Origin of the sequence: Nitratireductor soli, from assembly GCF_001050155.1 — a bacterium.
GTDB classification, from domain to species: Bacteria; Pseudomonadota; Alphaproteobacteria; order Rhizobiales; family Rhizobiaceae; genus Nitratireductor; species Nitratireductor soli.
In genome coordinates, this window is sequence record NZ_LFVY01000004.1 from 98867 (window position 1) to 112396 (window position 13530).

At 64.5% G+C, this 13530-nt stretch carries 13 protein-coding genes; 4 read left to right on the forward strand and 9 right to left on the reverse strand.

Annotated elements, in window-relative coordinates:
• Positions 1-16: 16 nt before the first annotated feature.
• From AB843_RS24850 to AB843_RS06185, 8 genes are all read right to left on the reverse strand, one after another.
• Complete coding sequence (locus AB843_RS24850; RefSeq protein WP_082143679.1) at positions 17-283, reverse strand: hypothetical protein; 267 nt, start codon at positions 281-283, stop codon at positions 17-19.
• 227 nt (positions 284-510) lie between these two features.
• Entirely contained in the window at positions 511-720 is a 210-nt protein-coding gene (locus AB843_RS06155) for a cold-shock protein (RefSeq protein ID WP_048645936.1), read from the reverse strand.
• Between the two features lie 201 nt (positions 721-921).
• Positions 922-1764, reverse strand: a complete 843-nt coding sequence (locus AB843_RS06160; protein WP_048645937.1) for a LysR family transcriptional regulator — start codon at positions 1762-1764, stop codon at positions 922-924.
• Positions 1765-1843: 79 nt separating this feature from the next.
• The gene (locus AB843_RS06165) at positions 1844-2836 is read right to left on the reverse strand and encodes an ABC transporter ATP-binding protein (protein ID WP_048645938.1); all 993 of its coding nucleotides are present in this window, start codon (positions 2834-2836) and stop codon (positions 1844-1846) included.
• The gene (locus AB843_RS06170; RefSeq protein ID WP_244467906.1) at positions 2833-3828 is read right to left on the reverse strand and encodes an ABC transporter ATP-binding protein; all 996 of its coding nucleotides are present in this window, start codon (positions 3826-3828) and stop codon (positions 2833-2835) included. Before AB843_RS06170 ends, AB843_RS06165 begins: the two co-directional genes overlap by 4 nt.
• Positions 3829-3837: 9 nt before the next feature.
• On the reverse strand, positions 3838-4785 hold the full coding sequence (locus AB843_RS06175; protein ID WP_048645939.1) for an ABC transporter permease: 948 nt from the start codon (positions 4783-4785) through the stop codon (positions 3838-3840).
• Positions 4786-4795: 10 nt separating this feature from the next.
• Positions 4796-5773, reverse strand: coding sequence for an ABC transporter permease (locus AB843_RS06180; protein WP_048645940.1), 978 nt, complete (start codon positions 5771-5773; stop codon positions 4796-4798).
• A gap of 127 nt (positions 5774-5900) precedes the next feature.
• Complete coding sequence (locus tag AB843_RS06185) at positions 5901-7481, reverse strand: ABC transporter substrate-binding protein (protein WP_048645941.1); 1581 nt, start codon at positions 7479-7481, stop codon at positions 5901-5903.
• A 250-nt stretch (positions 7482-7731) separates the two neighbouring features.
• Here AB843_RS06185 and AB843_RS06190 point away from each other — a divergent pair, with 250 nt between their 5' ends.
• Positions 7732-8895 (forward strand): M20 aminoacylase family protein, encoded by a 1164-nt coding sequence (locus AB843_RS06190; protein WP_048646117.1) that lies wholly within the window; start codon positions 7732-7734, stop codon positions 8893-8895.
• Positions 8896-9063: 168 nt separating this feature from the next.
• On the opposite strand, the gene AB843_RS06195 is transcribed toward AB843_RS06190, so the two are convergent.
• Positions 9064-10236, reverse strand: a complete 1173-nt coding sequence (locus tag AB843_RS06195; protein WP_082143681.1) for an alanine dehydrogenase — start codon at positions 10234-10236, stop codon at positions 9064-9066.
• A gap of 104 nt (positions 10237-10340) precedes the next feature.
• Between AB843_RS06195 and AB843_RS06200 the strand changes: the two genes are divergently transcribed.
• The 3 genes from AB843_RS06200 (at position 10341) to AB843_RS06210 (ending at position 13440) form a co-directional block, all read left to right on the forward strand.
• Positions 10341-11927 (forward strand): gamma-glutamyltransferase family protein, encoded by a 1587-nt coding sequence (locus tag AB843_RS06200; protein ID WP_048645943.1) that lies wholly within the window; start codon positions 10341-10343, stop codon positions 11925-11927.
• 25 nt (positions 11928-11952) lie between these two features.
• Positions 11953-12708: a creatininase family protein gene (locus tag AB843_RS06205; RefSeq protein WP_048645944.1), complete on the forward strand. Its 756-nt coding sequence runs from the start codon at positions 11953-11955 to the stop codon at positions 12706-12708.
• 117 nt (positions 12709-12825) lie between these two features.
• Entirely contained in the window at positions 12826-13440 is a 615-nt protein-coding gene (locus AB843_RS06210; RefSeq protein ID WP_048645945.1) for a TetR/AcrR family transcriptional regulator, read from the forward strand.
• The last annotated feature ends 90 nt before the right edge of the window (positions 13441-13530 follow it).

The following is a 13530-nucleotide window of genomic DNA, read 5'->3' on the forward strand; positions in this document are numbered from 1 at the left end:
GGCAAGACATATCGTATCAATCAGGCGGCGGCGAAGCAATTCCAGCACTTGGCGTCGACTTGGGCTTGGACGCCTTCTTGGCGCGAGTTTTGGCAGGTGCTGGAGCCGGCTGCTTTGCTTCCATCGCCAGGCGCGCTTTTTTCAGCCGAAGGGTCTTTGCCTCACGGCTTTCCGCCTCGGCATCGATGATCGCCCGGGCGATGCTGTTCGTGGTTTCGGATTTCGTTTCCGCTTTCGGTCGGGTGGGCTTGAACAGATTGTGCTTTGTAACAGGGCTGGTCATGTTGCTTGCCTCCTTTCAGAGTGTTCGCCGCGCTTCGCGGGCGAGCGGGATCGATACCCGCTTGGGTGCCCGAAAAGCCGGAATGGGCACGCAGGGGACGGAAGCGATTCTACACGCCTCCGGTGCGCATGGCGCATAAAACAAAAAGGCCGGGCAGGGGCCCGACCTCTTCTCTCATCTCGACAATCCGTGCCAGTACATCCGTGGTCACGGATCGAAGATGAAGCTTACGCCGACTGCAGGTTTTCTGCGGCGCTCTTGCCCGAGCGGCTGTCCTTGACGATGTCAAAGCTTACCTTCTGGCCTTCATTAAGGCCGGACATGCCGGCGCGCTCGACAGCCGAGATGTGAACGAACACATCCGCTGCGCCGTCGTCGGGCTGAATGAAGCCGAAGCCTTTGGTGCTGTTGAAGAACTTTACGGTTCCGATGGTCATGACGATTTCCTTTCAATCAGTCATAGAAATATGTCCACCAGGCGCCACGCCCGGCAAACGAACAGGTCGACGTTGAGAGGGAAGATCGTTAGAGCGGTTAAGGCTCGAAAACAAAGTTCAACAAGCAAGATCGATGTCGTCAGTATAGGCGCTATCGATCATTAAAACAAGGCTTCATTTATTTCTCGGGCGATGCAGGCGTCAGCCGCCGCTCTGCCAGAGGCGACGGCATTGTTCCAGCGCCTGCAGCAGGGAATCGGTCAGTGGATAATTGCGGGCGTGCGCGATGCCCACATTGCGCTCCAGCGTCATGCCGGCCAATTCGCAAAGCTGCGACTGGGGCCCGACGATCGCATGGCGCGGCAGGAGACAGGAGCCGAGCCCGGCGTCGAGCAGGGCGATGGCGCTTTCGTCGGAGGAGATGCGCGCCTTCACCGCCGGTGCGACGCCGCATTGCTCCAGCGCGGCCTCGAGTTGGGCTTCCACCTCGCAGCCGGTGCGCTTCAGCCATGGCAGGCCTTGCAGATCGTCGAGCGCCAGCGCCGAGCGCAGGGTCAGCGGATGCGAGCGCGGCAGGCCGAGAAGATAGGTGTCGCGCCAAAGGGGAAAGAAGATCTCGTCGTCGCGCAATGTCGAATGGGTCACCACGCGCAAATCCGCCTCCTCGTCCTCGCCGGCCAGGATGACGTCATAGCCACCGGAGGCGCGTGAGAACTCGCGCACCAGTGCCACGGCGCGCTCGAGCGGCAGGAAGCGTGTCAGGGAAAGGCGCAAGGGTTCCAGTGGCCGATGCTCGCGCACCACCCGATGGATCGCCTCCGCGTCGCCGAGCAGCTTGATCGCCAGCGGATAAAGCTGTTCACCGGCCGCCGTCGGTGTCACGCCCTTGGCGTGGCGGATCAGCAGCGGGCAGCCGAGCGCGCTCTCGAGCGCCTGCATGGCCGCCGAAATCGACGGTTGCGACACCCCGACCCGCCGCGCGGCGAGGCTGAGATTGCGCTCTTCATAGACGGCGACGAAGTAGCCGAGGGGGCGAATTTCCATAGTCATCGACTATGGAGTCTATAGGAAGCCTCGGCGATTATCGATCCGCCAGCCGGCAAAAATGTGGATGGCGCCGCCGTCACGCCGCTTCGCCGCGCCCCTCTTCAACCGCATGGCAGGCAACGCCGGCGCGCATCGCCGGCGCTTCCCTGCGGCAGCGGTCGTTGGCCAGCGGGCAGCGCGGATGGAAGGTGCAGCCCGGGGGCGGCGTGATCGGATTGGGGATTTCGCCCTGCACGGCCGTCCGCGTCGCGCCGATGGCGGCAATGTCCGGCACCGCCTGCAACAGCATGCGCGTATAGGGATGACGCGGATTGCGGAACATGTCGCGTCCCTCGCCGATCTCCACCAGCCGGCCGAGATACATGACGCCGGTCTGGTCGGCCATGTGGCGCACGACGGCGAGATTGTGGCTGATGATCAGATAGGTCAGGCCGAACTGTTCCTGCAGGTCGCGCATCAAATTGAGAATCTGCGCCTGCACCGACACGTCCAGCGCCGAGGTCGGTTCGTCGCAAACGATCAGCTCGGGCTTGGAGGCCAGCGCCCGGGCGATCGCCACGCGCTGCCTTTGCCCGCCGGAAAACTCGTGCGGGAACTTGCGCGCATCGGCGGCGTGCAGGCCGACCAGCGCCAGCAGTTCATCGACCCGCATGTCCATCTCGCGCTTGCTGGTTGCCAGGCCGAAGGCGCGGATCGGCTCGGCGATGATGCGCCCGACACGCCAGCGCGGATTGAGGCTTGCGTAGGGGTCCTGGAAGACCATCTGCATGCGCCGCCGCAATGCCTTGACGGCGCCGCCGCGCGCCTGCGGGCCAAGCTTGACGCCGTCGATCTCGACCGCGCCGCCGGTTGGCCGCAGAAGGCCGACCACCATGCGCGCCACCGTCGATTTGCCGGAGCCGGATTCGCCGACGAGCGCGAAGGTCTTGCCGCGCGGCACGGAGAAACTGACGCCGTCGACGGCTTTCAGAAATTGCTTCTCGCCGCCTTCCAGCACCCGGTTGAGCCAAGGCTTGGAGACATCGAAGGTGCGCCGCAATTCGGCGATCTGGACGAAATCCTGTTTCACGAGGCCATCTCCTCATGTGTGTAGAGGTGGCAGGCGACCCGGCGCGCGCCGCGCGGTTCCGGCTCGGGCCTTAGTGTGGTGCAGATGTCGAAACAGCGGTCGCAGCGCGGGTGAAAGGCGCACCCGTCGGGCAAGGAAGCCAGGCGCGGCATCGAGCCGGGAATCTGCACCAGCCGGTCGGCATCCGACACCAGCGAGGGGATGGCGCTCATCAGGCCGCGCGCATAGGGGTGCATGGGGCGGCCGATGATGTCGGCGACCGGGCCTTTCTCGACGATGCGCCCGGCATACATCACCGCCACCTGGTCGGCGGTCTCGGCAATGACGCCCATATCGTGCGTCACGAGCATGACGGCCGTGCCGCGCTCGGCGCACAGCTTCTTGATCAGCGCGATGATCTGCGCCTGCACGGAAACATCGAGCGCCGTCGTCGGCTCGTCGGCCACCACCAGTTTCGGCTCGGCCGCCAGCGCCAGGGCGATCACCACGCGCTGGCGCATGCCACCGGAAAATTCATGCGGATAGGAATCGATGCGCTGTTCCGGCGCGGGAATGCCGACATCGGCCAAAAGGTCGATGGCCCGGGCGCGCGCGGCGCGCGCCGACAGCGGCAGATGCGTGCGGATCGTCTCGGTCAGCTGATCGCCGATGCGGTAGAGCGGATTGAGGCTGGTCAGCGGATCCTGGAAGATCATGCCGATCTCCTTGCCGCGCACACGGCGCATCTCCTCGGCGCCGAGATTGTCGATGCGCCGGCCGGCAAGGCGGATTTCCCCGCCGCTGATGTGGCCGGGCGGCTCGATCAGGCCGACGACCGCCGATCCGGTGACCGATTTTCCGGCACCCGATTCACCGACCACGCCCAGCACCTCGCCGGGCGCGATGTCGAAGGAGATGCCGTCTATGGCCTTCAAGGCGCCGCGTCGGGTGGAGAAATCCACATGCAGGTCGCGGACGGAAAGCACCGGCTCGTTTGTCGGAATGTCTGTCACGGGGCGCTCCTATCGCAGTTTCGGATTGAGCGCATCGCGCAGCCAGTCGCCGAGCAGGTTGACCGCCAGCACCAGCGCGGCCAGCGTGAGCCCTGGAAACAGCACGATCCACCATTCGCCGGAGAACAGGAATTGCTGGCCGATGCGGATCAGCGTGCCGAGCGACGGCTCCGTCGGCGGCAGGCCGACGCCGAGAAAGGACAGGGTTGCCTCGGCGATGATGGCCAGGCCGAAATTGATCGTCAGGATGACCAGCACCGGGCCGAGCACGTTCGGCAGCACGTGACGCAGCATGATGATGAAGGACGGCAGCCCGACCAGCCGCGCCGCGTGGACATAATCCTTGTTGCGCTCGACCAGCGTGGAGCCGCGCACGACGCGGGCGTATTTGACCCAGAAGGAGAGCGTGATCGAGAACACCAGCACGCCGAACGCCGTGTCTTCCTGGCCCACGCCCTTCAGCGCGCCATGCACCATGCCGTCGATCAAAAGCGCCACCAGGATCACCGGAAAGGTGAGTTGCACGTCGGCGACGCGCATGATGAAGGCATCGACCGTGCCGCCGACATAGCCGGCGACAAGACCCAGACCGACGCCGAGAATGGTGGCGAACAGCACGCCGAGGATGCTGATCGACAGCGATACGCGCAGGCCATAGAGGATGGCGGCCAAGAGGTCGCGGCCCTGGTCGTCCGTGCCGAGCACGAAGCGCGGGTCGGCCCCGTCTATCCAGAACGGCGGCAGGTGTGAATCCATGATGAACACGGTGGTGGGATCGAACGGGTCGCTGGCCACCAGGAGCGGCGCCAGCAGCGCGCCGGCCATCAGCAGGACCGTGACGATGGCCGCCCCGACGGTCACTTTCGAGGACAGGAAGCTTGCCGTCATGTCGTGATCGCGCAGGCGCGCCATGAAACCGGCTTTGGTCGTGTTCTGCGAGGGCGTGTCGGGTGTCATGGTCGCTTCCTCATCCCGCGCTCGCGGTGGTCTTGATGCGCGGATCGACGGCTGCGTAGAGCAGATCGACCGCCAGATTGATGATGACGAACAGGACGCCGATCAGCATCAGATAGCCGGCCATGATCGGGATGTCGGCGTTCTGCACCGCCTGCAGGAAAAGCAGGCCCATGCCCGGCCACTGGAAAACCGTCTCGGTGATGATGGCAAACGCGATGACCGAGCCAAGCTCGAGGCCCACCACGGTGATCACCGGCACCAGCGTGTTCTTCAGCGCGTGGCCGAAATGCACGACGCGGTCCGGCAGGCCGCGGGCGTGGGCGAACTTGATGTAGTCGGTCCTCAGCACCTCCATCATCTCGGCGCGCACCAGACGCATGATCAGCGTCATCTGGAACAGGCCGAGCGTGACGGAAGGCATGATCAGCGCCAGCAGGCCCGATCCGGTGAGGAGCCCGGTGCTCCAGCCGCCGATCGTCACCGTTTCGCCGCGCCCATAGGAGGGCAGCCAGCCGAGCTGGACGGAGAACACGTAGATCAGCAGGATGCCGATCAGGAAGGTCGGCAGGCTGATGCCGACCAGCGACAGGACCTGCATCAGCTTGGCCGACAGGCTGTCGCGATAGAGCGCGCTGAAAACGCCCATCGGGATGCCGACGCCGACCGCCAGGACCATCGAGATGACTGCCAGTTCCAGCGTCGCCGGCAGGCGCTCGGCGAACAGTTCGGAGACCGGCTGGCGGAACTGGTAGGACATGCCGAAGTCGAAGCGCGCCATCCGGCCGACGAAACGGCCGAACTGGATGATCACCGGGTCGTTCAAGCCCAGCGTCTCGCGCATCTCGGCCCGGTCGGCCGCCGTCGTTTCGATGCCGACGATCTGGTTGACCGGGTCGCCGACGAAACGGAACATGACGAAGGCGATCAGCGCCACGGTCAGCAGCACGATGGCTGCCTGGATCATACGGCGCACGATGAAGGCGAGCATTCGCGGGTACTCCCTGCAGGGGTGGATTGCCGGCAATCGCCGACGCCGGAATCCCGCCTGCGTAATCGTTTCAGATTGCGGCCCGCATGGCCGCGCGGACGGGCTGACGCCCGCCCGCTAAAGCGTGTCAGTCGATCGTCGCGGTCTGGAACACGATGTCGCCATCGGCCCGCTGCTTGACATGGACGTTCTTCGCGACGCCCCAGGCCAGGCCGCCCTGATACAGCGGCGCATAGGCGACGTCCTCGACCATCGAGATCTGCCAGGCCTGGCGGATCAGCGCGTCGCGCTTTTCCTTGTCGGTCTCGACACGGATCTGCTCGCGCAGTTCCTCGATCTTCGGGTTGCAATAGCCGCCGACATTCATCGTGCCGCCATTGCCCTTGTCGTCGCGGCAGCCCAGCACGTTGGTGAACAGATCCACCGAATCGAGCACCGCCGGCGACCAGCCGAGCATGAAGAAGGAGGTGTCGTAACCGCCCGAAGACAGGATTTTCGCGAAGTATTTGGCCTTCGGCTGCGCGTTCAGCGTCGTCTTGATGCCGACCCGCCCGAGCATGCCGACAACCGCCTGGCAGACGCGCTCATCGTTCGGATAGCGGTCGTTGGAGCAATCGAGCTGGACCTGGAAGCCATCGGGATAGCCGGCCTTGGCCAGCAGCTTCTTCGACATTTCGGGATCGTAGGGGAAGCGCTTGAATTCTTCCGTCTGGTTGACCAGTTGCGGTGCGATCATCAGCGCCGCCGGCGTGGCCGCGCCGCGCAGGATCTTGGCAATGATGCCGTCAATGTCGATCGCCTGATAGACGGCGCGGCGCACGCGGGCGTCCTTGAACGGGTTCTTGCCCTCGACATTGGCATATTTCAGCGTGTCGCTCACCTGGTCGAAGCCCAGATACATGGTGCGCAGGTCCGGGCTTTGCAGAACCTGTGCATTGCCGCTGGCATTGATCCGCTCGATGTCCTGTTCCGGCACCGGGGCGATCCAGTCGACCTGGCCCGACAAGAGGGCGGCGACGCGCGTCGGGTCGGAGCTGACGGTGGTCAGCACCACCTCGTCCAGATTGTGCTTCGGCTTGTCCCACCAGGCGGCAAAGGGCTTCCACACGGTCTTGACGCCGGGCTGGTGGCTCTCGACCATGAAAGGCCCGGTGCCGTTTTCATGCAGCGCCGCATAGCTCGGCGTGTCGGCATTGGCCGGCGACGGCGTGGCGGCATCGTGCTCTTCCGCCCAGCTCTTGCTCATGATGTACCAGCCGGCCCATTGGTAATGCAGGATCGGATTGGCTTCCGGCAGCATCACGTCGACGGTGTGGTCGTCGATCTTGATGAACTCGGCTTCCTTGGGGATGCGGTATTTGAGGTCGGAGCCGTCGGCGCGCACGCGCTCGGCGGAAAACAGCACGTCGTCGGCGGTGAATGGCGCGCCATTGTGGAAGGTGACGCCCTTGCGCAGGTGGAAACGCCAATGCTTCGGATCGATGATTTCCCAGCTTTCGGCCAGGGCCGGCTCCATGGCGAAGTTTTCGCCGCGCCGCACCAGTCCCTCATAGCTGGCGCCGGCCATGCTGAGCGCGAAAGTCTCGCTGACCGAATAAGGGTCGAGCGATTTCAGATCGCCCTGATAGGCCAAGCGCAACGTCTTGGCGTAAGAATTGCCGAGCGACAGCAGCAAGGCTGCGCAGCACGTCAAAAGCACCTTCTTCATGGCTTCGGACTCCTCCTCCTGAACAGGTCCGGTCCCGGACCATCGGGTTATGTGGCGGAAAAAAATCCAACAGGGAAGAAGAGGGCAAGCTTTGGTTATCATAGGTAATAACTATGGCTTTGCCGATTGGCCTCGTGTTTTTCTGTATGAGGCCGATTGCCCCCGGCGGGCATCTATGATCATTTTGGCGCCTACCGGCCGGGCGGCCGGCCTGTTTCACGAACCTGTCTTGCCAAGGGAGAAGATTTGCATGGCAACTTTCAGCACCGATGCACTGGAGGATGTGCGCGCCTGGCGGCGGGATTTTCATGAAAATCCGGAACTGCTGTTCGAAGTCGACCGCACCGCCGGCATCATTGCCGACAAGCTGCGCTCCTTCGGTTGCGATGAGGTGTTGACCGGCATCGGACGCACCGGCGTGGTGGCGGTCGTTCGCGGCCGCCGCAGCGATTCGGGCAAGGTCGTCGGCCTGCGCGCCGACATGGATGCGCTGCCCATCTACGAGCAGACCAATCTGCCGCACCGTTCCAGGGTCGAGGGAAAGATGCACGCCTGCGGCCATGACGGCCATTCCGCCATGCTCCTGGGGGCTGCCCGCCACCTGGCCGCCGAGCGTGATTTCAACGGCACGGCGGTGCTCATCTTCCAACCGGCCGAGGAGGGGGCCGTCGGCGCCAAGGCGATGATCGATGACGGCCTGTTCGACCGCTTCGGCATCCAGGAGGTCTATGGCATGCACAATATGCCGGGCCTGCCGGTCGGTCAGTTCGCCCTGCGGCCCGGCCCGGCCATGTCGTCGGCCGACCGGTTCGAGGTAACGATCGAGGGGTTCGGCGGCCATGCGGCGCGGCCGCAGCGTTCGGTCGATCCCGTGATCGCCACCAACCACATCATCACCGCCCTGCAGACCATCGTCTCGCGCAACACGGATCCGCTGGAGTCCGCCGTCCTGTCGGTCTGCGCCATCCATGGCGGCGAGGCCTTCAACGTCATCCCGCAGAGCGTCAGCTTCAAGGGCACGGTGCGCACGCTTCTGCCGGAGGTGCGCGAGCTGTGCGAGAAGCGCTTCCACCACATCGTCAACACGGTGGCCGATGCGTTCGGCACCACGGCGACGATCACCTACGCCCATGACTGCCCGATCACCTTCAACGACCCGGAGAAGGCGGGCCTTGCCGGCGATGCGGCGGCGGCCGTGGTGGGAACGGACAAGGTGCGGCGCGATCTGCCGCCATCGCTGGGCAGCGAGGATTTCTCCTTCATGCTCGAGCAGCGGCCGGGCGCCATCATCTTCCTCGGCAACGGCGACACGGCCAACATCCACCACCCGATGTACGACTTCAATGACGAAGCCATCCCGCACGGCGTGGGCTATTGGACGGAGCTGACGGAACGGCTGATGCCGGCCAATTGAGGCTGGGGTCGGGTCGGAATGGTTCAGGGCCGAGCGAACTGGTCCTGAACATCTGATGCTAGTGGTGCGATCCTAACAGATGGTACCCATCTGTTGGGGAAAATTGCCCCACCAGGTCAATAGCTTGTGGGCTGACTTATCGAAACGGATGGGGACCATCTGTTTCGGTCAGACCACTAGCGCCTCGGCAAGCGGCGTCGACGGCATGTTCTGCAGCCGTGCCGTCCGCTCGTGCACCACCTTGCCGGCGTGGCAGACGACGGCGGCGCCGAGCCAGTCCTGGTCCTCGACGGCGCGCGCCAGGCCCAGATCCGCCACCGGCTCGACCAGGGTATAGATCAGATCGGCGAAGCTGACGGAGCTTGCCTCGGGCACCGCGCTCGGCAGGTTTTCGACGCAGAAATGCGTCACGCCTGCCACCTGGTAGGTGGGATTTTCCCAACTCGTCGGCATCGACGTTTCAATGGCGCCGGCCCGGTCGCAGGCGACGTCGACGATGACCGCGCCCTTGCGCATCGTCGCCAGCATCTTGCGGGTCAGGAGGTGGTCGGTGCGGTCCTTGTCCCAGCGCACGCAGTTGATCACCAGATCCGCCTGCGGCAAATGTTCGGCCAGCGTGTCGATATGGGCCGCGGTGAAATCCCGGTTCTCCCAGTCAAGTGCGGCGCGCGCCAGCGTCCCCTGGGTGTGGTCGAGGCCGACCACCGAGACGCCAAGGCCGAACAGCGTGCGCAGGGCGCCGCGTCCGGCAAGCCCCAGGCCGATGACGATCACCCGCGTCGACATCACCCCGGCGTGGCGCATGAAATGCCGTCCGGTGCCGCCATAGGGCAAAAGCACCAGCCGCAGCCCTTCGAGCGCGGCGATCTCGCCGGCCAGCGGGCTGTTGCCGGCCTTGTGCGGATGCGCCTTCTCGGCGGCGATGGCCGTCAGGCCGACGTCGAGAAACCGGTCCAGCATGACGCGGTCGCGCTCGCAGTAGAGATTGGCGATGATCGTGTGATTGGGCCTGAGAAGGGCGAACTCCGGACGCAGGATCTCCTTCACCTTGACGATCATCTGGGCGCGCGCATAGAGCGCCGGCCCGTCCGGCGCGATGCGCGCGCCGGCGGCGACATAGTCCTCGTCGAATGCACCCGCCAGCGCGCCGGCGTTGTGTTCCACCAGCACGTCGTGACCGGCAGCACAAAGCTGCTTCACCTGCGTCGGCAAAAGAGCGACGCGGCTTTCCTTGATCTTGATTTCCCGGGGAATGCCGATGCGCATCCAGAATGCCTTCCGTTCGAGCCCGATTGGCCGGTGCCGTTTCGCCGACACAAGAGTGGAACATGCGGTCGCCATGTCCAAGGCTCATTGATCTGGCATCGAGTTTCTTTATAGAGTTTTGTATAGCCATAGCGATAGACTTTAGGGTATCGCGATTCCTGATTGAGAGAAACACAGCCATGCATGATTTCTTCCGGCCCGGACGCCCGCCGACGCTTGCCCGGGATGCGGCGATCGCCACATCCCATCCCCTGGCCACCGCCGCCGGCCTGGAAATTCTCTCCGCCGGAGGCAATGCGGTGGATGCGGCGCTTGCCGCCGTGGCGGCGCAATGCGTGGTCGAGCCGCACATGACCGGCATTGGCGGCGACTGTTTCGTGCTTTATGCGCCGGCCGGCGGCGATGTGATCGCCCTGAATGGCAGCGGCCGCGCGCCGGCCGCCGCCAGCGTCGAGCGGCTGAAGGCGCTCGGTCTGTCCCAGATTGCCCGCACCAGCCCGCATGCGGTCACCGTGCCGGGCGCCATCGCCGCCTGGACGAAGCTGCACGGCGATCACGGTTCGCTGCCGCTCGAGCAATTGTTCCGCCGCGCGGTGGATTACGCCGAGAATGGTTATCCGATCACGCCGCGTGTCGCGCAGGACTGGCGGGCGGAGGCGGCGCTTCTGGCCGAGGATGCCGGCGCCCGCGCCGTCTACCTGCCGGATGGCCGGGCGCCTGCGGCCGGCGAGCGCCATGCGCAGCCTCTGCTCGGCGCCCGCCTGCGCGAGATCGCCAGGGACGGGGCGGCCGCCTTCTATCTGGGCCGCGCGGCGCAATCCCTGGTGCACTATCTGAACGGCCTTGGCGGGCTGCACACGCTGGACGATTTCGCCGCGGGTCTCGATGGTGCCGACTATGTCGCGCCGATCGTCTCTTCTTATCGCGGCCACGAGGTCTACGAATGCCCGCCCAACGGCCAGGGCGTCGCCGCGCTGATGATCCTCAACATCCTTTCCGGTTTCGATCTCGGCGAGAGCCTGTCCATGGCCGACCGCGTGCATCTTCATGCCGAGGCCACCAAGCTCGCCTATCACCACCGTGACGCGCTGATTGCCGATCCGACGCAGACGAGCCAGCCGGTGGAGGCGCTGTTGTCGGACGAAACGGCGGCCTTGCTGCGGCAGCGCATCGACACGGGCCGGGCCGGCGCGCCGACCCTCTGGAGCGAACCGGAGCACAAGGACACGGTCTATCTCTGCGTCGTCGACCGCGACGGCAACGCCATCTCCTTCATCAATTCCATCTTCAATGCCTTCGGCTCGACGCGGCTCGATCCCGAAACCGGCATCGTGCTGCACAATCGCGGGACATCGTTCCGCTTGATCGAGGGGCATCCAAATGCCATAGCGCCGAACAAGCGGCCCATGCACACGATCATTCCCGGCATGCTGAAGAAGGACGGACGTGTCGTCGCGCCCTTCGGCGTCATGGGCGGGCATTATCAGGCGGCGGGCCACGCGGCGTTCCTGTCGGGCGTCCTCGACCGCGGGTTGGACGTGCAGGCGGCCCTCGATGCGCCGCGCTCCTTTGCCTTCGACGGCGCCTTGGAAGTCGAGCCGGCATTGGGCGACGCGGTCATCGCCGCGCTCGCCGCGCGGGGACATGTGATCAAGCCGCGCGCCCAGCCATTGGGCGGCGGTCAGGCGATCTGGATCGATCACGCGCGCGGCGTTCTGTCGGCAGGATCGGATTTCCGCAAGGACGGATTGGCGCTCGGCTTCTGAGCGCCGGGTTATAAGGAGGCAGGCAATGCAATTGTGGTTCCAGACGTGGCAGGAGGTGGAAACCTACCTGCAGCACGCGCAGGGCATCATCATCCCCATCGGTTCGACAGAGCAGCATGGGCCGAACGGCCTGATCGGCACGGACGCCATTTGCGCCGAGCAGATCGCCCGCGGCACGGGAGAGCTGGCGAATGCGCTGGTGGCGCCGACCATTTCCGTGGGCATTGCCGGCCATCACATGGGCTTCGCCGGCACCATGACCTTGGCCCCGACGACACTGATCCGCCTGATCGGCGAACAGGTGGAAGCCCTTGCCGCGCACGGCTTCCGCTCGTTCTTCTTCCTGAACGGGCATGGCGGCAACATCGCCACCGTACAGGCCGCCTTCGCCGAACTGCATGCCGCGCGCTGGCGCGCCGGCCTGCCGGAAGTGCGCTGCAAGCTGTTGAGCTGGTGGGAATGCGACGGCGTGCAAAAGCTTTGGCGCGAACTCTATGGCGATGCCGAGGGCCTGCATGCGACGGCCAGCGAAGTGGCGGTGACGCGCTATCTGTTTCCCGAGCACATCAAGAATGTGCCGCTCGACCCGGCGATCGCGCCGACATCGCATTTCTATGATGCGCGCGACTATCGCCGCCGTTTCCCCGACGGACGGATCGGCTCGAACCCGGCCTTGTCGACGCCGCAGGACGGCGAAAAGCTCTACAAGGCCGCCGCCAGCGGCATGGCTGAGGCCTACCGCGCCTTCCTTGCCGAGCCATGGGATGGCGCTGCCGTTTAGTCGGGGCATGGACGCCGCGCCGGGAATCGGCAAGGTATGGTCGTGGCGTCGGGCAGTGCTAATCGGCTTGACTTTGTGATTGCTGATGATTATTGATATTCGTCAGGAAAGAGATTCATGAGCCAAGCACCACGCACCCGAACGGATCCGGAAGAGACGCGCACGCGCATTCTCGAAGTCGCGGAGGAATTTTTCCGACGGATCGGTTACCAGAAGACCTCGGTCGCCGACATCGCGACCGAGCTCGGCATGAGTCCGGCGAACATCTACCGGTTCTTCCCGTCAAAGGGCGCCATCAACGAGTGCATCTGCGGGCGTGTGGTGGAAGAAGTGGCGGAGATCGCCTTCAGCATCGCCCGCGCGCCGGGGCCTGCCTCGGAAAAGCTGGTCCGCTTGCTGACGGCGATCCACATCCACAACAAGACGACCTTGTTGAAGGAAAAGCGCACGCACGACATGATTGTCGCGGCGATGCAGGAAAACTGGGCAATCATCAAGGCGCACATCGAACGCGTCACCACCATTTTCGAAGGCCTTATCCGTGAAGGCGTGGCCGCCGGCGAGTTCCATGTCGACGACCCGGCCGAAGCCGCGCGGTGCGTGAAGACGGCTTTCGTGCCGTTCCTTCACCCGCTGCTGATCGAGAACTGCATACAGAACGGTGAAGACACCGAGGCGGGGCTGCGCGAGCAGATCCGCTTCATCCTGAAAGCACTGGGCAAACAGAACTAGGACCGCCGCCGCGGCCCTGGTTTTTCGTGTGCCTAAATTGTGACGATTAATTAGAATCGTTACTCGACATTGTTCACAAAATGAGGCGCA